26 protein-coding genes are annotated in these 24,999 nt (G+C 71.8%); 18 read left to right on the top strand and 8 right to left on the bottom strand.

Translation table 11 applies throughout. The annotated features are described in order from the left end of the window. Positions 1 to 142 precede the first annotated feature (142 nt). From AB0N27_RS24725 to AB0N27_RS24700, 6 genes are all read left to right on the top strand, one after another. Positions 143 to 535, top strand: coding sequence for a WhiB family transcriptional regulator (locus AB0N27_RS24725; protein ID WP_364374198.1), 393 nt, complete (start codon positions 143 to 145; stop codon positions 533 to 535). A gap of 52 nt (positions 536 to 587) precedes the next feature. Next, a complete protein-coding gene (locus tag AB0N27_RS24720) occupies positions 588 to 1,205 on the top strand; it encodes an alpha/beta family hydrolase (protein WP_364374195.1) in 618 nt (205 codons plus the stop codon). Between the two features lie 231 nt (positions 1,206 to 1,436). Next, on the top strand, positions 1,437 to 2,264 hold the full coding sequence (locus AB0N27_RS24715) for a sigma-70 family RNA polymerase sigma factor (protein WP_357984315.1): 828 nt from the start codon (positions 1,437 to 1,439) through the stop codon (positions 2,262 to 2,264). A 1-nt stretch (position 2,265) separates the two neighbouring features. Beyond that, entirely contained in the window at positions 2,266 to 2,553 is a 288-nt protein-coding gene (rsrA, locus tag AB0N27_RS24710; protein ID WP_089019138.1) for a mycothiol system anti-sigma-R factor, read from the top strand. A gap of 422 nt (positions 2,554 to 2,975) precedes the next feature. Beyond that, on the top strand, positions 2,976 to 3,197 hold the full coding sequence (locus AB0N27_RS24705) for a biotin/lipoyl-binding carrier protein (RefSeq protein ID WP_364374320.1): 222 nt from the start codon (positions 2,976 to 2,978) through the stop codon (positions 3,195 to 3,197). Continuing rightward, positions 3,194 to 3,703 (top strand): GNAT family N-acetyltransferase, encoded by a 510-nt coding sequence (locus AB0N27_RS24700; protein ID WP_364374190.1) that lies wholly within the window; start codon positions 3,194 to 3,196, stop codon positions 3,701 to 3,703. The genes AB0N27_RS24705 and AB0N27_RS24700 overlap by 4 nt, the downstream gene beginning before the upstream one ends. A gap of 13 nt (positions 3,704 to 3,716) precedes the next feature. Here AB0N27_RS24700 and AB0N27_RS24695 read toward each other — a convergent pair whose 3' ends face one another. Continuing rightward, positions 3,717 to 4,328: a TetR/AcrR family transcriptional regulator gene (locus AB0N27_RS24695; RefSeq protein ID WP_364374187.1), complete on the bottom strand. Its 612-nt coding sequence runs from the start codon at positions 4,326 to 4,328 to the stop codon at positions 3,717 to 3,719. A gap of 112 nt (positions 4,329 to 4,440) precedes the next feature. Here AB0N27_RS24695 and AB0N27_RS24690 point away from each other — a divergent pair, with 112 nt between their 5' ends. The 3 genes from AB0N27_RS24690 (at position 4,441) to AB0N27_RS24680 (ending at position 9,605) form a co-directional block, all read left to right on the top strand. After that, on the top strand, positions 4,441 to 6,021 hold the full coding sequence (locus AB0N27_RS24690; protein ID WP_364374184.1) for an MDR family MFS transporter: 1,581 nt from the start codon (positions 4,441 to 4,443) through the stop codon (positions 6,019 to 6,021). A gap of 319 nt (positions 6,022 to 6,340) precedes the next feature. After that, on the top strand, positions 6,341 to 8,581 hold the full coding sequence (locus tag AB0N27_RS24685) for a hypothetical protein (RefSeq protein WP_364374181.1): 2,241 nt from the start codon (positions 6,341 to 6,343) through the stop codon (positions 8,579 to 8,581). Positions 8,582 to 8,597: 16 nt separating this feature from the next. Then, the gene (locus tag AB0N27_RS24680) at positions 8,598 to 9,605 is read left to right on the top strand and encodes a hypothetical protein (RefSeq protein ID WP_364374178.1); all 1,008 of its coding nucleotides are present in this window, start codon (positions 8,598 to 8,600) and stop codon (positions 9,603 to 9,605) included. Between the two features lie 55 nt (positions 9,606 to 9,660). Here AB0N27_RS24680 and AB0N27_RS24675 read toward each other — a convergent pair whose 3' ends face one another. After that, entirely contained in the window at positions 9,661 to 11,496 is a 1,836-nt protein-coding gene (locus AB0N27_RS24675) for a tetratricopeptide repeat protein (protein WP_364374175.1), read from the bottom strand. A 188-nt stretch (positions 11,497 to 11,684) separates the two neighbouring features. Between AB0N27_RS24675 and AB0N27_RS24670 the strand changes: the two genes are divergently transcribed. Further along, entirely contained in the window at positions 11,685 to 12,716 is a 1,032-nt protein-coding gene (locus tag AB0N27_RS24670; protein ID WP_364374317.1) for an SIS domain-containing protein, read from the top strand. A 25-nt stretch (positions 12,717 to 12,741) separates the two neighbouring features. Further along, a complete protein-coding gene (locus AB0N27_RS24665; protein ID WP_364374172.1) occupies positions 12,742 to 14,328 on the top strand; it encodes a histidine kinase N-terminal domain-containing protein in 1,587 nt (528 codons plus the stop codon). A gap of 93 nt (positions 14,329 to 14,421) precedes the next feature. Here the strand turns inward: AB0N27_RS24665 and AB0N27_RS24660 are convergent, their stop codons facing one another. Continuing rightward, on the bottom strand, positions 14,422 to 15,900 hold the full coding sequence (locus AB0N27_RS24660; RefSeq protein WP_364374169.1) for a glycosyltransferase family 39 protein: 1,479 nt from the start codon (positions 15,898 to 15,900) through the stop codon (positions 14,422 to 14,424). 351 nt (positions 15,901 to 16,251) lie between these two features. Between AB0N27_RS24660 and AB0N27_RS24655 the strand changes: the two genes are divergently transcribed. From AB0N27_RS24655 to AB0N27_RS24640, 4 genes are read left to right on the top strand one after another with little or no spacing between them, the layout of a single operon-like run. Further along, positions 16,252 to 17,964 carry a nitrite/sulfite reductase gene (locus AB0N27_RS24655; protein ID WP_364374166.1) on the top strand — a complete coding sequence of 571 codons (1,713 nt, stop codon included), beginning with the start codon at positions 16,252 to 16,254 and terminating at the stop codon, positions 17,962 to 17,964. Then, positions 17,961 to 18,122, top strand: coding sequence for a hypothetical protein (locus tag AB0N27_RS24650; RefSeq protein WP_167517323.1), 162 nt, complete (start codon positions 17,961 to 17,963; stop codon positions 18,120 to 18,122). The genes AB0N27_RS24655 and AB0N27_RS24650 overlap by 4 nt, the downstream gene beginning before the upstream one ends. Then, complete coding sequence (locus AB0N27_RS24645; protein WP_364374162.1) at positions 18,119 to 18,880, top strand: phosphoadenylyl-sulfate reductase; 762 nt, start codon at positions 18,119 to 18,121, stop codon at positions 18,878 to 18,880. Before AB0N27_RS24650 ends, AB0N27_RS24645 begins: the two co-directional genes overlap by 4 nt. A gap of 8 nt (positions 18,881 to 18,888) precedes the next feature. Beyond that, positions 18,889 to 19,671 (top strand): CbiX/SirB N-terminal domain-containing protein, encoded by a 783-nt coding sequence (locus AB0N27_RS24640; protein WP_364374314.1) that lies wholly within the window; start codon positions 18,889 to 18,891, stop codon positions 19,669 to 19,671. Positions 19,672 to 19,759: 88 nt separating this feature from the next. Here the strand turns inward: AB0N27_RS24640 and AB0N27_RS24635 are convergent, their stop codons facing one another. Beyond that, positions 19,760 to 20,017: a WhiB family transcriptional regulator gene (locus tag AB0N27_RS24635; RefSeq protein WP_007072794.1), complete on the bottom strand. Its 258-nt coding sequence runs from the start codon at positions 20,015 to 20,017 to the stop codon at positions 19,760 to 19,762. A 448-nt stretch (positions 20,018 to 20,465) separates the two neighbouring features. Further along, positions 20,466 to 21,416, bottom strand: coding sequence for a diacylglycerol kinase family protein (locus AB0N27_RS24630; RefSeq protein WP_364374158.1), 951 nt, complete (start codon positions 21,414 to 21,416; stop codon positions 20,466 to 20,468). Between the two features lie 43 nt (positions 21,417 to 21,459). On the opposite strand from AB0N27_RS24630, the gene AB0N27_RS24625 reads away from it, so the two are divergent. Further along, positions 21,460 to 21,849: a hypothetical protein gene (locus AB0N27_RS24625; RefSeq protein WP_364374155.1), complete on the top strand. Its 390-nt coding sequence runs from the start codon at positions 21,460 to 21,462 to the stop codon at positions 21,847 to 21,849. A gap of 13 nt (positions 21,850 to 21,862) precedes the next feature. Here AB0N27_RS24625 and AB0N27_RS24620 read toward each other — a convergent pair whose 3' ends face one another. The 3 genes from AB0N27_RS24620 to sodN are packed head-to-tail and all read right to left on the bottom strand — an operon-like array spanning position 21,863 to position 23,225. Then, entirely contained in the window at positions 21,863 to 22,270 is a 408-nt protein-coding gene (locus AB0N27_RS24620; RefSeq protein WP_364374152.1) for an ATP-binding protein, read from the bottom strand. 32 nt (positions 22,271 to 22,302) lie between these two features. Continuing rightward, positions 22,303 to 22,824: a GNAT family N-acetyltransferase gene (locus AB0N27_RS24615; protein WP_364374149.1), complete on the bottom strand. Its 522-nt coding sequence runs from the start codon at positions 22,822 to 22,824 to the stop codon at positions 22,303 to 22,305. Then, on the bottom strand, positions 22,821 to 23,225 hold the full coding sequence (gene sodN / locus AB0N27_RS24610; RefSeq protein ID WP_364374146.1) for a superoxide dismutase, Ni: 405 nt from the start codon (positions 23,223 to 23,225) through the stop codon (positions 22,821 to 22,823). The genes AB0N27_RS24615 and sodN overlap by 4 nt, the downstream gene beginning before the upstream one ends. An 84-nt stretch (positions 23,226 to 23,309) precedes the next feature. Here sodN and AB0N27_RS24605 point away from each other — a divergent pair, with 84 nt between their 5' ends. After that, positions 23,310 to 23,660 (top strand): S24/S26 family peptidase, encoded by a 351-nt coding sequence (locus AB0N27_RS24605; protein ID WP_364374143.1) that lies wholly within the window; start codon positions 23,310 to 23,312, stop codon positions 23,658 to 23,660. A 143-nt stretch (positions 23,661 to 23,803) separates the two neighbouring features. Further along, positions 23,804 to 24,982 carry an NADP-dependent malic enzyme gene (locus tag AB0N27_RS24600; RefSeq protein ID WP_364374140.1) on the top strand — a complete coding sequence of 393 codons (1,179 nt, stop codon included), beginning with the start codon at positions 23,804 to 23,806 and terminating at the stop codon, positions 24,980 to 24,982. Positions 24,983 to 24,999: the final 17 nt, after the last annotated feature.

Here is a 24,999-nt window from a genome sequence, read left to right as displayed (position 1 = left end):
CCGGCCGTTCGGTCATGTTCCCGTCAGCCCCTTGTTTCGGCGCGCACAAGTGCGATAGAACACAGCGCCGGTAGTGGGTGTCGATTCGCACGGGGCGGACGACATCCACCGATCTTGCCGGTCCCACGGGGGAGGTGGGTGGATGACACGGGCACGTATGCCCCGCCCGCACGAGGTGGCTGCGGCGCGGCGAGATCCGAGACTGCTGAGAGCCTTACGGGAGCGGCGACAGGACGACGCGTGGCGCACCAGAGGCACATGTCAGAGCGTCGATCCGGAGACGTTCTTTCCAGCGCCGAACGAGCCGGCGGACGCCGCCGTCGCACTGTGCCGAACATGCGACGTGCAGGGGTCCTGCCTGGCCTGGGCGCTGGAGGTCGGTGACTGTCACGGGGTGTGGGGCGCCACCACGCCCCGGGAACGGCGGGCGATGCTCGTCGCGTGGCGCGGCGAGGTCGAACCCGACCCGGCCGCCGCCGACGAGGCCGGCCCACCGGTACGGGACCGGCTACTCACCCTGGTCCCGCTGAGCTGACCATCGGCCCGGTCGCCACCCGATCGGCATCGGAGCGGCGCAGAATGGGCCGGTGCCGCTCAGCGACCAGATAGACACCCCGCGCGGTCCGGCGCGGATCGACACCGACCTGCCGGCCCGGCCGGCCGCCGCGTTGCTGGTGCTCGGGCACGGTGCGGGCGGCAGCGTGGATTCGCCCGACCTGCTCGCGGTACGCGACGCGGCGGTCTCGGCCGGCGTGGCGGTGGTCCGGGTGACCCAGCCCTACCGGGTCGCCGGCCGACGCGCGCCGGCCCCCGCCGGCCACCTCGACGAGGCCTGGACGGCGGTGCTCGCCGCCGTCCGCGACAGGTACCCGGACCCGCCGGCACTTGTGGTCGGCGGGCGCTCCAGCGGCGCGCGGGTGGCCTGCCGGACAGCCCACGCGGTGGGGGCGGCCGGTGTCGTCGCGCTGGCGTTTCCGCTGCACCCGCCCGGCCGTCCGGAACGCTCGCGGGCCGCCGAACTGGACACCGGCCTGCCGACGCTCGTGGTCAACGGCGACCGGGACCCGTTCGGGGTGCCGCAGCCGGGGCCGTCGGCGCACGTGGTGACCCGGCCGGGGGAGACGCACGACCTGCGGCGGGATCCGGCCGGCACGGCGGACGTGGTGCGGGACTGGCTGCGCGCCCGGGGCTGGACGGCCGACTGAACCGGCCCGGGCGCTCGGGAGAACCGTGTCCGGTGCCGGGCGCGGGTCGTTGCATCCGATGGTGCCACCGGACCGATTCGGGCGGGAGGCGCCAACCCTCCCAGGCCCTTCCTGGTCCCAGCGCCGGCCGCCCGTCGGGGCCGGGACCAGGAACGGGGAGAGCCGGACGGAATGCCCCACCCGCCGTCCCGCGTTACTACCCCCGGACGACTTTTTCGAGGGGGGTGACCGGTGCCGACCGAGACACGGATCCGGGAACGGGACGAACGGGAGGCCCGGCAGCTCAAGCGGCTGCTGGACGCTCCGGAGTGGCCCGCGACGGTGGAACCGGGCGGGGTGGGAGCGGTGAGCACGGGCACACCAGCCGGAAGTGAATCTGTGGTCACGTCCGTGCGCGTATCCTCGGCGAGAAAGCATCCGACGCGAGGGGATGTGCGGTTGACCACCGAGAAGACGGACGAGCGCAGGGCCCGTTTCGAGCGGGACGCGATGCCATTCGTCGATCAGCTCTACGCTGCTGGGCTGCGAATGACACGCAACCCGGCGGATGCCGAGGATCTGGTCCAGGAGACCTACCTGAAGGCGTACGCCGCCTTCCACCAGTTCGAGCAGGGCACCAACCTGAAGGCCTGGCTCTACCGGATCCTGACCAACACCTACATCAACTCCTACCGCAAGCGGCAGCGCCAGCCCATCCAGGCGCCCACCGAGGAGATCACCGACTGGCAGCTCGCCGAGGCCGAGTCGCACACCTCCAGCGGTCTGCGTTCGGCGGAGACCGAGGCGCTCGACCGGCTGCCGGACAGCGACGTCAAGGAAGCCCTCCAGCAGTTGCCTGAGGAGTTCCGCCTTGCCGTCTACCTGACCGACGTCGAGGGCTTCTCCTACAAGGAGGTGGCGGACATCATGGGTACGCCGATCGGCACCGTGATGTCGCGTCTGCACCGGGGCCGTCGTAATCTGCGGAAGCTGCTCGAGCGCTACGCCTCGGAGCGGGGTTTCAGTGCCGCCCGCTCGTCGAAGGGCTCGACCGCTGCCGCTGCCGGCCGGGAGGTGTGACGTGAGCTGTGGGGAGCCGCACGAGACGGACTGCCGTGAGGTGCTCGCGGAGGTCTACCTCTACCTGGATCTGGAGTGCGCCGACGAGCGGCGGACGCTGATCCGGCACCACCTCGACGAGTGCGGGCCGTGCCTGCGCGAGTACGGGCTGGAGCAGGAGGTCCGCGCGCTTGTCGCCCGTTGCTGCGGCAACGAGACCGCACCGGACGAGCTGCGCGAGCGGTTGCGGGTCAAGCTCACCGAGCTGGTGGTCTTCGAGACCAGTGACTCCCGTGAGCTGGCCGACTGAGCGTCGCGCCATCCGACTGACGAAAACCGGTGGCCCGGGTCGATGTCGACCCGGGCCACCGGTGTACCCGGTGTCCGCCGGGTGCGGGCTGATCGGTGACGGGCCGTGCGGTCCGCCGCGCCGACTCAGGAGTTGGGACGCTTGCCGTGGTTCGCGGCGCTCTTCTTACGAGCCTTCTTCTTGCGGGACTTCTTCGCCATGCTGACCTCCTCGTGATGGGTCGGATCCCTCGTGCGCACAACCTCGGCGACCGTGCACCCTCCGGCCGCCCGGCGTCGGGTCCGACCCGCTGATGGTAGTGCGGCCGACGCGCGTCACCTTCCGCAGGGCTGACACCGGCAACCGGCCGCGCCGCTCCCGCACCCGCGTCCCACCGCCGCATGATTGGATACGTCGGCAGGCACATCGCGAAAAGGGAGGGCCTGGACATGGCCGAGGAGATCCGCGCCGAGATGGTGGCGAACGTCTGGAAGGTCGTCGCGACGACCGGTGACACCGTGTCCGAGGGTGACACCCTGGTGATCCTCGAGTCGATGAAGATGGAGATCCCGGTCATCGCCGAGTCCGACGGGGTCGTCCAGCAGCTCGCCGTGAACGAGGGTGACGTCGTGCAGGACGGTGACCTGATCGCGGTGATCGGTTGACCGGCCTGCTGATCCGGCGCGCCGAGCCGGTCGACTTCCCGGCGGTGGCGCGGCTGACCGTTGCCGCGTACGAGGCTGACGGTCAGCTCAAGGGTGAGAACGGGTACGGCGTGGTGCTGGCCGACGTGTCGACCCGGGCGGCCAGCGGCGAGGTGTTTGTCGCGGTGGACGAGGCGACGGGCGCGGTGCTGGGCTCTGTCACGTTCGTGCTGCCGGGCACCCCGTTCGCCGAGCTGTCGGGGCCGGGCGAGGCGGAGTTCCGGATGCTCGCTGTCGACCCGGCAGCGCAGGGGCGTGGCGTCGGCGTGGCGCTGGTCCGGGCGTGCGTGGACCGCGCGACCGGGTTGGGCTGTGCGGCAGTGGTGATCTGTGTCCGGGCTGGGATGGCCGTCTCGGCGCACCGGCTCTACGAGCGGCTCGGCTTCGTCAGGTCGCCGGAGAAGGACTGGTCGCCGGTGGAGGGCGTGGACCTGCTCGGCCTGCGGTTGGAGCTGCCCCGCGGCTGACCGGCCCGGCCGGTCAGCCGGGCGTGCCGCCCGAGCTGGCGGTGGCCGCCGTCTCGTCGGGCGCCCCGCCGATCGCGGCCAGCAGCTCGTCGGCCACCTCCAACGCGAGCCGGCGGCGGTCCGCGTCGGTCAGGTTCGGCGCGCGTACGGCGAACCAGCTGGTGTGCACGGCGAAGAGCGACAGGGCGGCGCGCAGTTGCGCGGCGGGGGAGTCGTCGCCCCGGCAGAGCGCGCTGGCGAGCTGCATCAGGCGGCCGCGCATCTGCTGGCCGGAGGAGAGACTCTTGAGCACTGTCTGGTTCTGCTCGAAGAAGCGCATCACCGACGGCATGTCGCCGCCGAACATCGTGTCGGCGTAGCGGGAGATCAGCACACGTCGGGTGGTCAGGGTCGGCGGCTGGGTCTCGGCCCAGGAGTTCAGCTCGTCCATCTGCTTCAGCCGGTCCTCGACGAAGCTGGCGACGATGTCGTCCTTGCTCTTGAAGTGGTAGTAGAGGGCGGCCTTCGTGACGTTGAGCCGCTCGGCGATCTCCCGGAGCGAGGTCTTCTCGTACCCCTGCTCGGTGAAGAGCTCGAGCGCGACGGCCTTGATGCGCTCTCGCGTCCCGCCTGTGCTCTCGCTCACGCACGCCCTCCAATTGGCTTGACCCGTTCTTGCTACCCAACTTACCGTGCGGCTAGTAAGGTAACTAGCCGGGCGGCAAGTAAGTGCGGCAACTCTCGGGGGGAGCTTACCCATGACTCAGGCAACCCAGGCCGGCGCACGACCCAACGTGAGGGTCGTGCTGTTCGGTCTGATGATCGCGATGATGCTCGCGATGCTCGACAACATGATCGTCAGCACCGCGCTGCCGCGGATCGTCGGCGAGTTCGGCGGCCTCGACCACTTCACCTGGGTCGTCACCGCGTACGTCCTGGGCACCACCGTCTCCACCCCGATCTGGGGCAAGCTCGGTGACCTGTACGGTCGCAAGTCGGTCTTCCTGACCTCGGTGGTCATCTTCCTCGTCGGCTCCGCCCTCTGCGGCATGGCCGGCTCGGGCATGTTCGGCGGGCCGCAGGACGGCATGGTCCAGCTCATCGCGTTCCGGGCCGTGCAGGGCCTGGGCGCCGGCGGCCTCATGGTCGGCGTGATGGCGATCATCGGTGACCTGGTCCCGCCCCGCGAGCGTGGGCGCTATCAGGGCATGATCGCCGGCATCATGGCCATCGCCATGGTGGCCGGCCCGCTGGTCGGCGGCTTCATCACCGACCACCTCTCCTGGCGCTGGGCGTTCTACGTGAACCTGCCGCTCGGCGGCGTCGCGCTGCTCGTGCTGATCACCACGATGCACCTGCCGAAGTACCGCACCGAGCACCGGATCGACTGGCTCGGCGCCGGGCTGCTCTCGGTCGGCATCACCGCGATCGTGCTGATCACCACCTGGGGCGGCAACCAGTACGACTGGACCTCACCGCAGATCCTCGGTCTGGCCGTGCTGGCCGCGCTCGCCCTCGTGGCGTTCGGCCTGGTCGAGCGCCGGGTTCCGGAACCGATCCTGCCGCTGGGGCTGTTCGCCAACCGCAACTTCGCGCTGATCTCGGTGATCGGCTTCCTGCTCGGCTTCGCGATGTTCGGCGCGATGAACTTCCTGCCGCTCTACCAGCAGACCGTGCAGGGGGCGTCGGCGACGAACAGCGGTCTGCTGCTCCTGCCGCTGATGTTCGGCATGCTTGTCGTCTCGCTGGTCATCGGCCGGGCGATCACGAAGAACGGCAGGTACCGGGCCTACCCGATCATCGGCGGCGTGGTGATGACCGCGGGCATGGCGCTGCTGACCCAGCTCGACCTGGGCACCAGCAAGCTGCAGTCCTCGCTCTACATGGTCGTGCTCGGCGTCGGCATGGGCTTCCTCATGCAGACCTCGATGCTCATCGCCCAGAACAGCGTGGAGCAGAAGGACCTGGGTGCGGCCAGCGGCGCGGCCACCTTCTTCCGGTCGATCGGCGGTTCGTTCGGCATCTCGCTGTTCGGCGCGATCTTCGCCAACCGGCTGGCCAACTCCAGCGCGGGCGGCGCGCTCGGTGGCAAGTCCGGCGCCGAGATGGACCTGGAGATGCTCAAGGATCTGCCCGCCCAGGCGCGGGAGCTGGTGCTCGGTGGGCTCGCCGACGCCATCTCGCACGTCTTCCTCTGGGCGGTGCTGTTCACCATCGCCATCCCGGTGCTCGCCTGGTTCATCAAGGAGATCCCACTGCGGACGGCGAACGAGGCCCCACCGCAGGCCTCTCCGGAGGAGGAGGCCGAGGTGGCCCTCGGCAAGGCACCGGTCGCCTGACCCAGGGGTGTCGCCGCGCCGCGCCGGGCCAGTCCCGGCGCGGCGTCCTCCGTTCCACCCCGCCCCTACCGTTGCCGTCACCCCGTGGGCGGCGGGTGCCGCGACTGTCCGTCGCCCGGTCGGCTCCTCGCCGTCTCGCCCGGATGGCTGTTCCGGCGGCCTCCCGGGTGACGTAGGCCTCGACGAACCAATCCATGCCCGGGCGCAGCCACGATTGACGCCTGCTGATGCTTAGCGCGGGCTGGCGGGGCACACGACATCGATCCTCGTTACTACACTCTCCGTCACCATGCTCCACAACGGATGGACGGGAGTGTCTATGCGCATCCACGCACGATTACGACGAAGGAGTCTGGCGGCGGCGGTGGCGACGGCCATCGTCGCGCAGCTGGCGATCTTCGGCGGTGAAGCGACGGCGAGCGACACGCCGCTCTGGCAGGTGGAGGTCGCGAAGATCCCTACCGCCGAGTACACGAGGGACGCCCGGCTGTACATCACCGAGGCCACCGAGGCGTTGCGCCCGTACGTCGGTGACGGGCTCGGGGACAGCCGGATCGGCCCGGTGCTGGCGGATGTCGGCAACCGCTACTTCGACGGTGCCCGGCTCGACAGCGACGCCAACGGCGAGGTCGCGTTCGACAACCTCCAGCACCTGGAGTCGTTCCTCAAGAGCCGGATGACCGGCGCCAGCCCGCCGAACGGGCAGGCGGAGCAAGCGCACATTCGTGCGCTGGTGGAGACGCTCACCGGCGTACGGCTGCTCGCCGACGCGGCGATCCAGGACGCCGAGGCGACCATCGGCCCGTTCCGGGCCAGCCCGCCACCCGCGCCCGCCCCAGCGGGGCTGACTGAGGCGTTCGCGGACCTGGCGGCAGCGAAGGTCGACCTGGCCAAGGCCGACGACATGCTCTACAAGGCCAACCCGGAACCCGCGACGATCCGGGCCGGCAGCGCCTGGCGCAACGGCTTCCACGTGCTGACCCGGCTGGGCATCACCTACGAGGGCGACCACGACAACGACGGTGTCGTGGACGTGGTGGAGCTGCGGTTCGGTGCCAGCCCGCTGCTGGTCGACTCCGACAGTGACGGTCTGACCGACAAGTTCGAGATCACCGAGCTCGCCGGTTGGACCATGCCGAACGCGGTCGACACCGACAAGGATTCGATCGCCGACGGCGCCGAGGACATCGACAACGACGGCCTCTCCAACCTCCAGGAGCAGGATCTCGGCACCTCACCCACCAACCCCGACACCGACGGCGACGGCGTCAACGACGGCACCGAGGTGGCGCGGGGCAGCAACCCGCTGGTCGCCGACCAGCCGCGTGCCCCGCCGGCCCCCGGCGCGGTGCCACCGATTGTCCCGGCGCCGAACCTCAGCGACACCGATGGCGATGGCCTCATCGACATCGCGGAGGACGAGGTTCTCACCGACAAGAACAACGTGGACAGCGACGGCGACGGCCTGTCCGATGGCACGGAGGTCAACGACTGGGGCATTAACGCTCTCGGTCAGGATTCCGACGGCGATGGGCTGCGTGACGACTACGAGGTCGCCAACGCCGAGTCCCAGGGCCTGGACCCGGGCCGCCCGGACGAGCAGATCAGCAAATGGACGTACGTCTCTGATTTCGCGCTGGGCCTGGTCGCGGGCGAGTTCGCGATGCGGGACTCGATGGCGTGGCTGGCGGGCAACGTCTGCTCCGGGGCCCTGAGCCTCATCCCGGTCGTCGGCTGGATCGTCGGCGCGGTCACCGACATCCGGGACGCCGTGGCCGCCGCGATCCGCGGCGACTGGGTTAGTGCCGGGTTCAGCGTCGTCGGCCTGATCCCGTACGCGGGCGACGCTGTCGCGATCCCGGCCAAGGTCGCCAAGTTCGCGCTCCGGTACCTGCACCGGATGGACGGCGTGGTCCGGTTCGTCACGCGCTACGACAAGCTCTCCGACGCGGTCAAGGACCTGGCTCTCGAGCTGATCCTCGGCGAAACCTACAACTACCTTCAGAGCGGCGACACCACCTTCAACTTCACCGCGTTGGCTGGCCGCTCACGCTTCAGTGATGCCGACATCCGCCAGCTGTCCCGCGGCGACCGCACCAAGTGGAAGTCGATCGAGGAAGCGATGAAGCTGCCCAACCACAAGCCGGGCGTGGCGGTCCCGCCCCAGTGGAACTTCACCGCTGGCGAGGAATACCTGAAGACGCTCCTGAGCAACTGCAAGCCACAGCACCAGGTGAACACGCCCGGTTACCCGCGGGCGGGGTCCAAGTGGCGCAAGGCCGACTGCGCGGAGGAGGACGCCGCCGACGGCTCGCTGACGTTGCACGAGGTCAAGACCGGTGTTCCCACCTGGACCGAGAGCCTGATCGACGAGTGCCTCAAGGACGCCTGGATCACCACTGACGAGGGCAGGAAGGTCCACGGCCAGGACGTCAAGAGGGTACATTGGCACTTCTTCGCGAGCGCCTCATACAACAGCATCGGTATCCACCCGCCACTGTTGGAGTGCTTGAAGAACAACAACATCGATTTCACGATCCACGCACCCAGCGAGGCGTAGTGCAGTGAGTCTGGAGATGGGCGTTGTCCCGTCCGGGGTCGAGCTGAGCAGGGGGACGGTGGTCTCCCTGCTCGGCAGGCTGCTGGGCGACGATCCGGAGCTACACCAGGGCGTTGCCGCCGGGAAGTACGCCGAACTGGTCCGGGACGGCGAGCGAATCAGCATGCAATGGTTCGTCCACCCGGGCGAGACTGGCGTGCGGGAGTTGGTGGTCTCGATCTGGGACGTCCACCCGCTCGGGCCGGCCGCGGGACTCCGGGCTGCGGTGACCCCGGTCGTCGAGGTGCTGCAGGAACTGGCGCAGGCGACCCGCGGTCGCTTCGTCGTCGAGGAGGGTGACGTCACGGGCGCGCCGCTCCGCCAGGTGCTCGACCTGATCTCCCCCGACGAGGACGGCCGAACGCCCACCGGGATGGTCCTCGGGAGCATCGCCGAGTCCGCCGAGGACTACCTGCGGCGCTACCTCGCCGCCGGGGATCAGCGGCTCGCCTGGCTGCACGGCGAGGCCACCAGGACCGGTGGCCCGCAGAGGCTCGACTTCTCCCGGGAGAGCCTGGCCCCGCTCTGGGGCTGGGCCATCGGCCGGCTCGAATCGCGCCCAGCCGACGCTCCCCGGGAGAAGGTCGTGCTGGAGGACGGGAGTGTCTTCCAGCGCCCGACGGACGCTGTCCTGCCGATGTGGTACGGGCGCAGCCCGCTCCTCGCGCCGCACATCTGGTCGGACGAGTCCCTCGCGCTGATTGACGCGGTCTCGTTCTACGCCGTGGAGTGTGTGCGCCACGCCGTACCCGGGTTGAGCTGGCAAATCGGGCGCGGAGAAACCCGGGGATACCTGTACGAAGGTCAGGCGGTGCTGGCCGGGCCGGGCCGCGACCTGGAGCCGGTCACCGCGCTGAAGCCGCTTCTCGGGAAGGTCTACTACCTGCGCAACCCCGACCCGGGGAACCCGCGCGTCCCGCCCGCCGCCGAGGACCTGCGGGACTGGTTCGACGCCGCCGTGGCAGAGCGCCGGACGGGCGGCTGATGACCGCGTAGGGCCGGCCGGCGGCGCGAGGGCCAGCCCCGGTCACGCCCGGTGCTCAGGGGCGGCGGAGGGGTCGGGTGAGGCGACGCCAGAGGCGGTGCAGCGGGTTGCGCGGGCGGGGAACGCCGGTCCCGGCGCGGAGCAGGCCGGCGGCGAGGGCGGTCGTCTCCCCGTCCAGGGCCGGGGCGGCCAGCGCCAGGTGGGCCAGCGAGGTGGCGATCGGTACCGGGCGGACCCGGGCCACCGCCGCCACGTCGGCCAGCCGCTCGGCCACTACCCGAGCCACGTCCGGCCGGACCGCCGGATCCACCCAGGCGGCGGTGACCAGGGCGAACAGCGCCGCCTCCGTGATCCAGTCCTCCACGCCCCAGACCAGGTCCACCAGCACCCGGCGTCGCGTCGAGGTGTCCCACGGCTCGTCGGTGCGGTGGTGCAGCAGACCCAGGCACGCCCACACCTGCACGCCGCGTACCCAGACCGACGGGTCGTGCGCGGCGAGCAGCCGGCCCACCGCGTTGGCGGGCGCCGCCGGCGGGTGCACCAGCAGGCCGAGCAGATCGGCCACGTCGAGGCCGGCCAGGCCGACCGCCGCGTCGTACGCTGCCGGGGGATGCGGCCACGCCGGGTGAGCGACCTGCCCGATCCGCTCGACCGCCGCCGCCGAGGGCTCCGGCAGCGCGGGCGTCGGGACGCTGTCCGCGTAGTCCCACAACCGCTGGGCGGACGCCCGGCGGGGCTCGCGAGGGTCCGGCTCCGGCGTGCCGGTGATCTCGATCCGTAGCCCGGGCGCCGTCGACGTGACCGTCCGCACGGCGCTCGGCGGCGCGGCCGCCGCCAACCGGACGGCGCTGCCCATGCCGTTGTCGTCGTCGGCCACCGCCCGGCGCATCGCGTCGATGAGTGGGCCACCGGCGGGCGTGAGCTGACCGAGCCAGGGCCGGCCCCGACAGCACTGGGCCAGGTCGCCGTGCTCGTGGCTGTCGTCCGGGTGGTCCCTGACGAAGTCGGCGAGCGCGACGAGGTGGGCCAGGTCGCCGTCGCGCTGATGCCGCAGGCGGTGGGCGGTGTGCACCGCGCAGTCGAACGACGGGTCCTTGGCCAGTGCCCGCTCGGTCCACTCCAACGCCTCGTCGAGCCGGCCGGTCTCGGCGAGGGTGCCGGCGATGTCCGCGTAGACGGCGAGGTCGTCGGGGTCCAGCGCGACGGCCCGGTTGAGGGCCGCGAGGGCGTCGCGGGTCCGGCCCGCGCTGCGGTACGCGTACCCGAGCCAGACCTCGCCCATCTTCGACGGTTGCACGCGTACGCCCCGGGCGGCCCACCGGATCGCCAGCGCGACCTCGCCGAGGCGCCGGGCCAGCGCGGACGCCGCACCAAGCAGCAGGCCGTGGTCGGGGCGGACGGTGACCGCGTTGCGGGCCAGCGTGAGGTACGGCGCCAGGGCCGCCCGACCGATCCGGGGCACCGGGTCGGGCAGCGCGGAGCAGACCTGCATGAGGATCCGGGCGGTGTGCTCCGGGTCGAGCCGCTCGGCGAGTTCGGGTGTGGTCACCCAGGGAACGGCTGCCCACTCGGTGCCGGGGGCGTACCCGGTCGCGGCGGCCAGCAGTTCGAGCCCCTCGGCGGGACGGCCGGTGGCAGCCAGCAGGTGGGCGCGGGCGACGACCGCGCCGACGAAGGTGTGGTGGTTGATCGGGAAGAGGTCGAGCCCGCCTCCGCTGGCGGCGGCCAGCCGGGCCAGCGTCTCGTGCACCTCCGGCAGGGTGGGTGCGCGGGCCAGCGCGCCGGCGAGGTGGCCGGCGGCGTGGTGCAGGTCGCCCTCGTCCAGCGCCAGCCGGGCAAGGGCCAGCTCCTCCGTCGCGGAGAGCGCGGGGTCGTCCCTTCCCTCGGGCACGGTGTCCTCTCGTCGCAGGTACAGCTGACAGAGCGGGCCAACTGTAGTTGATATTGGGATGATTAGGTGATCAACTGCGCACTACTGCTCGTTCGATTGCTCGGTTGCCCTGAAAGGTGCAAGACTGAGCAGGAAACGCGCGGCAACCGCGCAGGAGGGGAGTGTCAGTGACACGTGCAGGGGCCGGGATGGCCGCCGACATCGATGAGCAGCCGGCCGGCTACGAGCGTCTGCTGTCCGCCGCCAACGCCGGGGAGATCGCCCGGGTCGCGGCAGCAGTTGCCGAACGCCGCCCGCGGCACGTGGTCTTCACCGCTCGCGGCACCTCCGACCACGCCGCCCTCTACGGGGCGTACCTCACCGAGATCCGGCTCGGCCTGCCCGCCGGGCTCGCCTCGCCCAGCGTCGTCACCCTCTACGGCGCCCGCCCCGACCTGTCCGACGCGCTTGTCGTAGGCGTCAGCCAGAGTGGCGGCTCACCCGACCTGGCCGAGGTGCTGCGCGCCGCCCGGGCCTCCGGCGCGCTGACCCTCGCGGTGACCAACGCCCCGGACTCGCCGCTGGCCGACGTCGCCGAACTGAGCATCGACATCGCCGCCGGCCACGAACGGGCGGTGGCCGCCACCAAGACGTACACCGCCGAACTGCTCGCCCTGCTGATGCTGGTCGAGGGCGTCCGGGCCGGCGACGGCGTACTCCCGGCCGCCGAACGGAAGGCGCTCGCCGCGCTACCCGACCTGGCCGCCCGCACCCTGGCCGACGACACCCCGGCCCGGCTCGCGCCGCGCTACCGCTTCGCCCGGCAACTGGTCACCACCGGCCGGGGGTACGCGTACCCGACCGCCCGGGAGGCAGCGCTGAAGCTGATGGAGACCTCGTATCTGCCGGCGCTCGCCTTCTCCGGCGCCGACCTGCTGCACGGGCCGCTGGCCATGACCGACCCGGAGGTGCCGGTGCTCGCCGTGGTCGGCTCCGGCCCCGGTGGCCGGTCGATGGGGGAGGTGCTGCCCCGCCTCGGCGAACGCCGCGCCGACGTGGTGGTGGTGGGCTCCGCAGACGTTTCGGGCGCGACCCGGCTCGCCGTTCCCGAGGTCGACGAACGGTACGCCCCGCTGCTGGACATCCTGCCGTTGCAGCGCCTCGCGCTGGCGCTGGCGCTCACCAGGGGCGAGGATCCGGACGCGCCGCGCGGCCTGAAGAAGGTCACCGCGACGATGTGAGGCGTGGCGTGGCACGCTGGTCCCCGTGTCCACGCTGCGCGACCTCGCCGAGGAGCACACCCGTCTCCGTCCGGCCGACATCGACCACCTCCACCGGATCGCCGGCGACTGGCAGCTGCTGTCCGACCTGTCCTTCGCCGACCTGCTGCTCTGGGTGCCGGTCGACGCGGACGGCACGTTCCTCTGCGTCGCCCAGGTCCGCCCGACGACCGCCCCCACCGCGTACCAGGACGACCAGGTGGGGCGGATCGTCGGCGGACCGGAGGTGGCGCACCTCGGGGTGGCGTACTCCCAGGGCCGGATCTGGCGCGAGGGCGACCCGGTCTGGTACGGCGACGTGCCGGCCCGGCACGAGGCGATCCCGGTCCGGCTGCGTACCGCCGAGGGTGAGGCGGGCGAGGTGATCGCCGTGGTGGGGCGGGACACCAACCTCTCCACCGCGCGTACGCCCAGCCAGCTGGAACTGAACTACCTGACCACCGCCGACGACCTGGCCCAGATGATCGCGGACGGCACCTTCCCGCCGCCGCGACACCCGGGCGAGACCACCTCCGCGCCCCGGGTCGGTGACGGCCTGGTCCGGCTGGACGCCGGCGGCAAGGTCACCTACGCGAGCCCGAACGCGCAGTCCGCGTACCGCCGGTTGGGCTACGCCTCCCACCTGGTGGGGGAGGATCTGGCCGCGCTGCACCGCAGGCTGGCCGGTGACCCGTTGGACGGCACCGAAGCGGCGACAGGCATCCTGGCCGCGCTGCGCGGAGAGGCGCCGCCCCGGCGGGAGATCGACGCGCGTGGCGCCACGATGCTCACCCGGGCGCTGCCGCTGATGCCCGCCGGGGTGCCGATCGGCGCGCTGGTGCTGGTCCGGGACATCACCGAGGTCCGTCGCCGGGACCGGGCGTTGATCACGAAGGACGCCACCATCCGGGAGATCCACCACCGGGTGAAGAACAACCTCCAGACGGTTGCCGCCCTGCTGCGCTTGCAGGCCCGCCGGGTGTCCATGCCGGAGGCACGCGTCGCGCTCGAGGAATCGGTACGACGGGTCGCCTCGATCGCCCTGGTGCACGAGACGCTCTCCATGTCCAGCGACGAGGCTGTCGAGTTCGACGGCATCGTCGACCGGGTGGCGAGCGCGGCCACCGAGGTCGCGGCGACCGAGGTGAGCGTCGGCATGCGCCGGCGGGGCAGCTTCGGTGTGCTTCCGGCGGAGATCGCCACCTCGCTGGTGATGGTCCTCAACGAGTTGCTGCTCAACGCCGTCGAGCACGGCTTCCCGCCGTCGGACGAGGCGGATGAGCCATCCGGACCAGTGGCGTCGGGCGTGGTGCCGGCCGTCGTCCCCGAGGCCGACCCGTCGGAGCGGCCGGAGGTGGTCGTCTCGGCGCACCGGTTCCGCAAGATGCTGCACGTCTCGGTGGCCGACAACGGGCGTGGGCTGCCACCGGACTTCGACGCCGAGAGCGGCAGCCGGCTCGGCCTTCAGATCGTCCGGGCCCTGGTCACCGGGGAGCTGCGCGGCACCATCGAACTGCGCGCGGGCGCCAACGGGGGCACCGAGGCGGTGCTCGTCGTTCCGCTGGCCCGCAGCGCCCACGACGGCCGCGCGTAAACCTGACCCGCCGCCTGGTCGGCCGCCGCCGGAGCCGCCCGTTCCGACCGCCTGCCTGACGGCCACGGTCCCGGCGTGCCGGACTGCGCCGGGTCAGCGGTCGGGGCGGCTGGTCAGCAGGGCCACGGTCAGGCCCTGGCGCTGCCAGACCCGCGCGACTGCGAAGTCCTCGCGCAGCGCGTCCCCCTTGGCACCGGAGACGGTGGCCAGCGGCTCGGTGTGGCGGCCGGCGACGACCAGCCACACCCGTTCCGTGCCGGCCAGGCACTGCGCAGGCTGCGGGCACTCGGCGGCCCACAGGTCGCCCCGGCGGACCTCGTCCTCGGTGACCAGCACGTCGCGCGGCGGATCACCCAGGTGGTACTCGATGCCGAGGTCGAGAAAGAGCCAGCTGTGCCGGGGCGAGTAGACCACCGCGTCCCCGGGCCGTTGACCCTCGGCGATGACCCGCGCCGCGCCCGCGTAGTCCACCGGCGCGCTGCGCGGCCACTCGTGGGTCCGCCGTAGCGCGGCCTGGTCGGGAAGGCCGAGCAGACCGGCCAGGACCACCACGGCCAGCGCGGCCGGCGCGGCCACCGCGCCCAGTGCCGCGCCGGCCAGCAGGCAGGCGAAGGGCACCACGAAGACCAGGTAGCGGGGCACCCACAGGGGTACGACCGCACCCGCGGCGAAGAGCAGCAGCACCGGCAGCAGCACCGCGCTCAGCGGCAGCAGCGCCCGCCGCCCGAGCCGGGCCACGCCCAGCGCGGCGACGCCGACCAGCAGGCCACCCACCACACCGCTCTGGGCCACGCCCCCGGGCAGCGCGCTCAGATCGTCCAGCCGGGCCAGGTGGACCCAGTTCAGCTGCCGGGACTGCTGGGCCCGGGCCTTGACCAGCAGCGGACCTGCCACCAGGGCGACAGGTACCACGGCAACCACCCACCGCCACAACCGCCGATCCCGCCCGTCGGGGCGATCGGCCACCGTGGCGACGCCCGCCCCGGCCGGTCCGCACCACCAGGCCACCAGGACGACAAGCGCGTGCGCGGCGAGCAGCGTCAGCGCGATCAGGTGGATCAGACCGAGGGCGGTGACGGCGGCTGCATAGCCGGCCCAGCGCGCCCAGCTCGGCCGGCGCAGCGCGGTCACCAGCAGCAGGGTGGCGAGCACCGCGAGCATCGTGGCGAGGGCGTACGGGCGGGCCTCCTGCCCGTAGCGGGAGGTGCCGGGGAGCACCGCGAAGAGCAACCCCGCGAAGAGGCCGGCCCGCCTGTCGACAAGCGCCGCGCCGAGGACGGCGAGCAGTCCGGCGGCCACGGTCATCGCCAACACCGCAGGCAGGCGCAGGGCGATCGTGGAGTCGCCGGCGAACCTCGTCCAGCCGTGCATGAGCAGGTAGTACGGGCCGGTGGCGGCGTCGATGGTGCCGGCCAACCGGGCCAGCTCGCCGGGGGATCGGGTGGCCGCGCTCCACGTGGCCAGCTCGTCGCGCCACAGCTGGGCGGAGCCCAGCCCGGTCAGGGTCACCGCCAGGGTCAGCAGCGCCGGCGGAAGCCAGACGGGAACGCCCGACCACCGGACCCCCGTCAACCGTTGCCGCTTTTCGGACAATGCGCCCACATGTCGAGCCTGCCACAGGCCCGTGCCGGAAGCTGGCCCGTGATGTGGGATCCAGCACGCGGACATTGGCCGGCCCCCATGGGGTGTGGCAGCATGACCACATGACCGCCGCTGTCGTCCGCCGCTTCGTGGCACGTCGCCACGTCGATTACGGCCGCGTGCGCAGCGCGATCTGTCCGGCCTACTGACGACGCCCGACCAATCCGTCTCGGGCGCGCTCCGCGCCGGCTGTCTGAAGACACCGTTGTCCCGCCCGCTTCGCCGGGCCGGCCGCCGCGCCCCGCGTACCCCGAGGCACAGCAGACAACGGAGGACGCCGCGATGGCGGTCAGCAGCATCCCGGCCCGTTCCGGAGATTCGACGGCACGCCCGGCCCGGGCGCCGCGCAAGCCTCGGGGTGAGGGTCAGTGGGCGCTCGGCCACCGCGAGCCGCTCAATCCCAACGAGCGGATCAAGAAGGACGACGACCCGCTCAACGTCCGGGCGCGGATCGAGACCATCTACGCGCACCGCGGTTTCGCCTCCATCGACCCGCAGGATCTGCGCGGCCGGTTCCGCTGGTGGGGCCTCTACACACAGCGCAAGGCCGGCATCGACGGCGGGCGTACGGCGGTGCTGGAGCCGCACGAGCTGGAGGACGAGTTCTTCATGCTCCGCGTCCGCATCGACGGCGGGCAGCTCAGCCTGGCCCAGCTGCGGGTGATCGCGGACATCTCCCGGGAGTTCGCACGGGACACCGCCGACATCACCGACCGGCAGAACATCCAGTACCACTGGATCCGGGTCGAGGACATGCCGGAGATCTGGCGTCGACTGGAGTCGGTGGGCCTCCAGACGACCGAGGCGTGCGGCGACTGCCCGCGGATCGTGCTGGGCAGCCCGGTCGCCGGGGTGGCCCGCGACGAGGTGCTCGACCCGACGCCGGCGATCGACGAGATCGTCGCCAGGTATGTCGGTGACAAGCAGTTCTCCAACCTGCCCCGCAAGTTCAAGACGTCGATCTCCTGGCTGGTGGACACCCCGTACGAGTCGAACGACATCGCCCTGCTCGGTGTCGAGCACCCCGAGCACGGCCCCGGCTTCGACGTCTGGGTCGGCGGCGGCCTGTCCACCAACCCGATGCTCGCCCAGCGGCTCGGTGTCTGGGTGCCGCTGGCCGAGGTGCCGGACGTGTGGGCCGGGGTGGTCGGGATCTTCCGCGACTACGGCTACCGCCGGCTGCGCAACAGGGCGCGGTTGAAGTTCCTGGTGGCCGACTGGGGCGTGGAGCGCTTCCGCGAGGTCCTGGAGAAGGAGTACCTGGGTCGGACGCTGCTCGACGGGCCGCCGGCGGAGCTGCCGGCGAAGCCGATCGACCACGTAGGCGTGCACGAGCAGGCCGACGGGCGGCACTACGTGGGCGCCGCGCCGGTGGTCGGGCGGGTCTCCGGCGGGCAGCTCGCCCAGCTGGCCGACGTGGTGCAGGCGCACGGCAGTGACCGGGTGCGGCTGACCCCGTACCAGAAGCTGCTGGTGCTCGACGTGCCGTCGGAGCGGACGGAGTCGCTTGTCGACGCGCTGCGCGGGATCGGTCTGGAGGCCCGTCCGTCGGCGTGGCGACGCGGCACCATGGCGTGCACAGGGATCGAGTACTGCAAGCTCGCCATCGTCGAGACGAAGGCCCGCGGCGAGGAGCTGGTGGCCCGGCTGGAGCAGCGGCTGCGCGACTTCGACGCGGACATCTCGATCCACATCAACGGCTGCCCGAACGCCTGCGCGCGCACGCAGGTGGCCGACATCGGGCTCAAGGGCCAGCTGGTGGTCGGCCCGGACGGCCGCCAGGTGGAGGGCTTCCAGGTGCACCTCGGCGGCGGCCTGGGCATGGCGCAGGGGCAGACGGCCGGTTTCGGCCGCAAGCTGCGCGGCCTGAAAACCACCGCCGACGAGCTTCCGGAGTACGTGGAACGACTGGCCCGCCGCTACCTGGCCGGTCGGAGCGAGGGCGAGACGTTCGCCAACTGGGTGATCAGAGTCGACGAGGAGGAACTGCGGTGAGCAGCGAGAACCGAGCGGCACCTCTGTACTGCCCCTACTGCGGCGAGGAGGACCTGCGGCCGCACGAGGCGGGCCACGGCGCCTGGGAGTGCCACGCCTGCGCCCGGGTCTTCTCGGTGAAGTTCACCGGGCTGCTGTCGCGGGCGGTGACCCGATGAGCCTGGTCTCCGCTGCGGGCCTGGGCCTGGTGGGTCCGGGGGGCCCGACGCCCGCCGACCCGTCCCGGCGCGGCCCGGACGAGCTGCGCACGCTAGCCGAGGAGGCCGCCCGGGACCTGGAGGGCGCTCCGGCGCTGGAGATCGCCAGGTGGGCGGCGCAGACGTTCGGCGACCGGTTCTGCGTGACCAGCTCGATGGCCGACGCGGTGCTGGCGCACCTGGTGTCCCGGGTGGCCCCGGGAGTCGACGTGGTCTTCCTCGACACCGGCCTGCACTTCCCCGAGACGCTGCGGGTGCGCGACGAGGTGGCGCGGACGCTCCCGGTGAACGTCAGGTCGATCCGGCCGCGACTCACCGTGGGGCAGCAGGACGGCCAGTACGGTCCGCGCCTGTTCAACAAGTCGCCTGACGACTGCTGCCAGTTGCGCAAGGTGGAGCCGTTGGAGCGGGCGCTGTCCGGGTACGACGCGTGGGCCGCCGGCCTGCGTCGGGACGAGTCGCCGACCCGCGCCAACACGCCCGTGGTGACCTTCGACGCCCGTCGCGGCAAGGTCAAGGTCAACCCGATCGCGGCGTGGTCGCAGGCGGACGTGGACGGCTACATCGCCAGGTGGAACGTGCCTGTCAACGAGTTGTTCAAGCAGGGGTACGGCTCGATCGGCTGCTGGCCGTGCACCAGGCGGACGAAGGCGGGCGAGGACCCGCGGGCGGGCCGGTGGGCCATGTTCGAGAAGACCGAGTGCGGACTGCACGTCTGACCTCCCCGGTGTCGCCCCCGACCGGCCTCGACGCGGCCGGCGGGGCGGACCCGGTGGTGCTTGTGGCGCACGGCAGCCGCGATCCGCGGGCGGCCGAGGCCACCCGGGCGTTGGCCCGGGCGGTGTCGGCGGCCCGCCCCGGCGTCGACGTGTGGCCGAGTTGGCTGGACCACACCGAGCCTGGGCCGACCGAGGTGCTGCGTGCCCTGGCGGCGGCCGGTCACCGGCGGGCGGTGCTGGTGCCGCTGCTGCTGACCGCCGCGTACCACAGTCGGGTGGACATCCCGGCGGCCGTCGCCGAGGCGACCCGGTCCGGGCCGCCGCTGGCGGTACGGGTCACCGGCGTGCTCGGCCCGGCGGACGGGTCGGTGGACGCGGCACTGCTGGCCGGGCTGCGGCGTCGCCTCGGTGAGGTGTGCCCGGGTCGCTTCGACGCGCTGGTGCTGGCCGCAGCGGGCACCCGGGACGCGCGGGCGCGTGGCTCGGTGGGTCGGGTGGCGGACGCGCTTGGCGTCGAGTTCGGGGTGCCCTGCCGCGTGTCGTACGCCTCGGCGGCTCCGCCGGGGGCCGGTGTGGCGGTGTCCCGGTTGCGGGCGGCCGGTGCCCGGCGGGTGGCGGTCGCCGGGTACTTCCTGGCGCCGGGCCTGTTCCACGACGCGGTGGCCGAGTCGGCTCGGGCGGCTGGTGCGGTGGCGGTGTCCGCGCCGTTGACCGACGCGCCGGAGGTGGTTGATCTGGTGCTGCGCCGGGTCGACGACCGGTCCGGGCGGGTCGTGGCGCCGGCCGGGTGATTCCGGGCCGTCACCGCCGCACCCGTCTGCGGACAGCGGAACGCCCCGGCGGGCGGACCCACCGGGGCGTGCAGCTGTGTCGTTGGGATCAGGCGGAGTGAGCGCGCAGCACCCGGAGGCCGCCGCGCCGCTTGACAGCGCGCCGCTCCTCCTCGCTCATCCCGCCCCAGACGCCGGCGTCCTGACCCGACTCGAGCGCCCACTGCAGGCACTGGTCGGTCACGGAGCAGCGCCTGCAGACGGCCTTGGCCTGCTCGACCTGCAGGAGAGCCGGTCCGGACGTCCCGATAGGGAAGAACAGCTCCGGGTCCTCGTCGCGGCAGACAGCATGGTGACGCCAGTCCATGGCGGCAACACTCCTCATTCTGGATGGGTGGCAATTATTGCGTGGTCGTGCTTTTCCTATATGCATCAGCAATGCCGACGGTGACAGTTCGCGTCCGTCCATTCGGCAGTGCGTGAGCAGGCAGTTAGCTCCGGGGACCTGCTGGAACAGCTCAACCTGACGAGCATATCCAGGCAATGTCCCGGTAACTCAAGTTCGCTTGTGAATACTTTCACGAACATTGCCGATGTCAAGGGTGACGCTCGGAAAAACTCCGGGCGGTGAGCAAGCCCACAACCCATTTGTCCGGGTTCCGGTGCGTTCCCGGTTACCCGCCGTGCCACAGCCGAGGATCAATATAGTACAGTCCGCGTGACATTGCTGACATTTCCGGCACCTGCCCCTCGGTGTGGCGGCGCCGTCGCCGATGCGGTGTGGCGCCGCGTCGACCTACTGCAGTACCCGAGACCTAGCAGATTACTCTCAGTGCGGCGGGAACGGATGTGAATCTGACTTTCTCCCGCTCGCCGAGATAGTCGCCGTCCAGCTGGAACGCCTGCGGACGCGCGGAGAGCAGGGTGAACTCCGCCGTGTCATGGATTCGTAACACCTGACGACCTCGAGGATCGGGGCGCCGGGACAGGAACTGCGTCACTGTCCGTGTTGTGCTAGCCACCCGCAGCTGACGCAACGCCAGCACGTCGAGCCCGAGGTCGAACGACGCCTCGGGGTTCGGGTTCACCTCCCGGTCGCCCAGGTAGGTCCACGGCGCCGTGTTCTGGATGATGACGGTGCCCAGCTCGCCCTCCGGCGCCTCGCCCGGGCGCTCCAGCGTGATCGCCGGGTGTCGCCGATCCGAGGCGAGGAAGTACTGGTTCATGATCGAGCGCAGGTAGAGCGACGGAGTCGACACCCGACCCTTGCGCCGGGCCTGCTCGACCCGGTGGATGACCGCGGCGTCCAGGCCGAACCCGGCGCAGAACGTGAAGTAGCGGTCGTCCGCCAGGCCCAGCCCGACCGTCCGGTGCCGGCCCAGGCGCAGTCCTTCGAGGATCATGCTGGTCGCCTCCGGCCAGTCCCGGGGCAGGCCCACGGCGCGCGCGAAGACGTTCGTCGAACCGCCAGGGACTGTCGCCAGCGCGGGAAGTCGATCCGCCTTCGTGGCGCCCGTGGCACCGGCCGGCGGCTCGGCCGCCATCAGGCCGTTCACCACCTCGTTCACCGTGCCGTCGCCACCCAGGGTGACAACGAGGTCGACCCCCTCCACGGCGGCCTCCCGGGCCAGCGCCATGGCGTGCCCGCGACGGCGGGTGTAGCGCACGCTCAGATCGACTTCACTGCGCAGCGCCCGGACGAGCACGTCCCGGCTGCGTTCGCTGGTGGTGGTGGCCTTCGGATTGACCACCAGGACGGCCCGCATGGGCGGCACTGTACCTCCCGGTAGCCCAGGTATCGTGGCGCGCGTGACCATCGACTCGGCCCCGATTCCCGTCACGCTCCGCTGGGCGGTCCGGCTCCTGTGGGCGGAAGCGGTAGTCGTCGGGCTGATCGCCCTCTGGCTGATCTGGGCGGACCTCACGGCCACCACCACCGACCTGCTGTCGGCGGTGCTGGTGACGGTGTTTGCCGTCGGGGCGGCTGTCGTGCTCTGGGCCCTGGGCCGTGCGTTGCTGCGCCGCCGGGCCGGAGCGCGCGCCCCCGCCATCGTGCTCCAGCTGATGCTGCTGCCGATCGGCTGGTTCATGATCCAGGGCGGGCTGGGGTGGCTGGGCGTGCCGCTGATGGCACTCGGCCTGGGCGTGGCGTGGCTGCTGGTGAGCCCTCCGACGACCCGGGCTCTCGGCTTCGAGTGACCGGACCTGCCGGTCAGTAGCCGCCCGAGCGGCGGGTCAGCAGCGAGATCGTGGCCCGGCCGTCGGCGGCCGTGGCGGACGCCGACGTGGTCAGCGCGGTGAGCACCTTCCAGGCGAAGGACGACTCGGCGGGCAGGGTGGCGCCCCGCACGGTCGGCACCGTCACCTCGACCGTCAGCGCGTCCTCGGTGACGGCGAAGCGGCACTCCAGCTCGGCGTCACGGGTGGCGATGGCGAGCAGCATCGCGCACGCCTCGTCGACCGCGATCCGCAGGTCCTCGATCTCGTCGAGCGCGAACTGCAACCGGGCCGCGAGGCCGGCGGTAGCGGTACGGAGCACGCCTAGGTAACCGCCGTCGGCGGGCACCGTGAGGTGCACCACATCGTCGTCGGTCGTTGGCTGGCCGGTCAGTTGAGTCACGCCTCATCCCCCCGGTCGGGGACTCTACCCGGTCAGTCGCCGGAACGCGTGTTGGCGGCTGTCGCCTGACCGGCCAACTCGCGTAGCGCGTCACCGCTGAGCCGGTAGGGCACCCACTCGCTCATCTGCTGCGCCCCGATGGAGGCGTAGAACCCGGCTGCCGGATTCCAGTCGATCATCCACCACTCCAGTCGCCGGTAGCCGCGTCGTACGCAGATGTCGGCCAGGGTGGCGAGCAGCAGCCGACCAGCGCCGGTGCCCCTGGCCGCCGGCCGGACGTAGAGATCCTCCAGGTAGACGCCGTGCACGCCGGCCCAGGTGGAGAAGTTGAGGAACCACAGCGCGAAGCCGATCGGCTCGTCGCGCTCGTCGACCGCGACGTGGCCGAACAGCGCCGGAGCGGTCGAGAACAGGGCCGAGGTCAGCTGGTCGGTGGTGAGGTGGCACTCGTCCGGAGCGCGTTCGTACTCCGCCAACTCGTGCACCATGGCGACGACGGCCGGCACGTCCTCGGGACGTACCGGCCGGATCGTCGGGATGACCGGAGTGGTCACGCCTTCTTGGTCTCCCAGAAGATCTTCGCGATCTCGTCGATCTTGGCGAGCAGCTGGTCGGCGGTGGCCGGGTCGAGGCTGCCCTTGACGCCACCGGCGCCGGCGAGCTTGGTGGCCTCGTTGAACAGGGTGTGCAGGTTCGGGTACTTCTCGAAGTGGGGCGCCTTGAAGTAGTCGGTCCAGAGCACCCACAGGTGGTGCTTGACCAGCTCGGCGCGCTGCTCCTTGATGATGATCGCGCGGGTGCGGAACTCCGGGTCGGTGTTCGCCTGGTACTTCTCGCAGATCATTTTGACCGACTCGGCCTCGATCCGGGCCTGAGCCGGGTCGTAGACGCCGCACGGCAGGTCGCAGTGAGCGCTCGCGGTGACGCGGGGCGCAAGGATGCGGGGAAGTCGCATCGGGATCCTCCATGGGAAGTTTGCGATGATCAAAGGCGACATTACTCCTGAGAGTGCTCCCCGGACGGGATGGAGGTGAAACCAATGGACGCCGACCACCCGACGGAGGCGCCGCTCCTGCGCGGTCCGTTGACGGCCGTGTCGGTGACCGGCCCGTCCATGGCGCCGACGTTGCGGCACGGCGACGCGCTGCTGGTCCGTACGGGTGGGCGCCCGATCCGGCCCGGTGACGTGGTGGTCGCCGTGTTCCGGACGCGTCCGGAGTTGCTGGTGGTGAAGCGGGCGGTCCGGCCACAGGACGGCGGGTGGTGGCTGCGCGGGGACAACGACCTGGTCACCGACGACTCCCGGGCGTACGGGGTGGCCGACGTGCGGGGCAGGGTGGTGGCGCGCTACTGGCCGCGCCCCGGACGGGTGCCCCGCCCACCGTTATGACCCTGCTCACATCCGAGCGGAGGTGACGACACTATGCTCGGAAAGTGCCCGGGTGACCCCCCGCACCGCGTGCCACCGCTCGCCGCCCACCTCGCGGCGAGGCCGGCCGCCCCGTCTGCTCGACAGATCCTGGAGTCACCGCCATGTCTTCGTCCATCGTGGACCCCGCTGATCCCGTCTTCCAGCTGCACGTCGGCGGCAAGATGGCCGTCGCCTCGACGGTGCCGCTGACCAGCCGGGAGGACCTCTCCCTGGCGTACACCCCAGGGGTTGCCCGGGTGTGTGAGGCGATCGCCGCCGACCCCGACCTGGCCGACGACTACACCTGGGCGGCGCACGCCGTCGCGGTGGTCACCGACGGTTCGGCGGTGCTCGGGCTCGGCAACATCGGCCCGCGGGCCGCGCTGCCGGTGATGGAGGGCAAGGCGGTGCTGTTCAAGCAGTTCGCCGGCGTGGACGCGGTGCCGGTCTGCCTGGACACCCAGGACGTGGACGAGATCGTCGCGGTGGTGCGGGCGCTGGCCCCCTCGTTCGGCGGGATCAACCTGGAGGACATCAGCGCGCCGCGCTGCTTCGAGGTGGAGCGCCGGCTGGACGAGGCGCTCGACATCCCGGTCTTCCACGACGACCAGCACGGCACCGCAATCGTGGTGCTGGCCGCGCTGCGCAACGCCGCCGCCCTGCTCAACCGCAAGCTCGGTGACCTGCGGGTCACGGTGAGCGGCGCGGGCGCGGCAGGGGTGGCGGTGACGAAGATGCTGGTCGCCGGGGGCGTCAACCCCGACCAGGTGGTGGTCTGCGACTCGCGGGGGATCATCGGGCGGCACCGGGCCGAGCTGACCGGCACCAAGGCGGAGCTGGCGGCCACCACGAACGCCGACGGCCGCGAGGGCGACATCACCGAGGCGTTGCGCGGCGCGGACGTGCTGATCGGCGTCTCCGGCGGGCAGATCCCGGAGACCGCGGTCGCCGGGATGGCGCCCGGCGGGATCGTGTTCGCGCTGGCCAACCCGACCCCTGAGGTGCACCCCGAGGTGGCCGCCCGGCACGTCGCGGTGGTCGCCACCGGGCGCAGTGACTACCCCAACCAGATCAACAACGTGCTGGCGTTTCCCGGCGTGTTCAGGGGTGCGTTGGACGCTCGTGCCACCCGGATCACCGAGGGGATGAAGGTCGCCGCGGCGGACGCCATCGCCGGTGTGGTTGCCGAGTCGCTGACCGCCGAGGCGATCGTCCCGTCGCCGCTCGACCCGCGTGTCGCCCCGGCCGTCGCCGAGGCGGTCGCCGAGGCCGCCCGCCGCGACGGAGTCGCCCGCCGGTAGGCCGCACGGACCGGGGC

Origin of the sequence: Micromonospora sp. NPDC093244, assembly GCF_040683695.1 — a bacterium.
Classification (GTDB): Bacteria; Actinomycetota; Actinomycetes; order Mycobacteriales; family Micromonosporaceae; genus Micromonospora.
Note: the sequence above shows the minus strand (reverse complement) of the source record. Positions and strands in the feature narration are given on the sequence as shown.

What these genes read in the sequence shown, in the direction of transcription:
- AB0N27_RS24635 (WP_007072794.1), bottom strand. Translation starts at nt 20,017, where the DNA reads ATGGACTGGCGTCACCATGCTGTCTGCCGCGACGAGGACCCGGAGCTG.
- sodN (WP_364374146.1), bottom strand. Translation starts at nt 23,225, where the DNA reads ATGCGACTTCCCCGCATCCTTGCGCCCCGCGTCACCGCGAGCGCTCAC.
- AB0N27_RS24605 (WP_364374143.1), top strand. Translation starts at nt 23,310, where the DNA reads ATGGACGCCGACCACCCGACGGAGGCGCCGCTCCTGCGCGGTCCGTTG.
- AB0N27_RS24630 (WP_364374158.1), bottom strand. Translation starts at nt 21,416, where the DNA reads ATGCGGGCCGTCCTGGTGGTCAATCCGAAGGCCACCACCACCAGCGAA.
- AB0N27_RS24690 (WP_364374184.1), top strand. Translation starts at nt 4,441, where the DNA reads ATGACTCAGGCAACCCAGGCCGGCGCACGACCCAACGTGAGGGTCGTG.
- AB0N27_RS24600 (WP_364374140.1), top strand. Translation starts at nt 23,804, where the DNA reads ATGTCTTCGTCCATCGTGGACCCCGCTGATCCCGTCTTCCAGCTGCAC.
- AB0N27_RS24725 (WP_364374198.1), top strand. Translation starts at nt 143, where the DNA reads ATGACACGGGCACGTATGCCCCGCCCGCACGAGGTGGCTGCGGCGCGG.
- AB0N27_RS24685 (WP_364374181.1), top strand. Translation starts at nt 6,341, where the DNA reads ATGCGCATCCACGCACGATTACGACGAAGGAGTCTGGCGGCGGCGGTG.
- AB0N27_RS24655 (WP_364374166.1), top strand. Translation starts at nt 16,252, where the DNA reads ATGGCGGTCAGCAGCATCCCGGCCCGTTCCGGAGATTCGACGGCACGC.
- AB0N27_RS24680 (WP_364374178.1), top strand. Translation starts at nt 8,598, where the DNA reads ATGGGCGTTGTCCCGTCCGGGGTCGAGCTGAGCAGGGGGACGGTGGTC.
- AB0N27_RS24670 (WP_364374317.1), top strand. Translation starts at nt 11,685, where the DNA reads ATGGCCGCCGACATCGATGAGCAGCCGGCCGGCTACGAGCGTCTGCTG.
- AB0N27_RS24645 (WP_364374162.1), top strand. Translation starts at nt 18,119, where the DNA reads ATGAGCCTGGTCTCCGCTGCGGGCCTGGGCCTGGTGGGTCCGGGGGGC.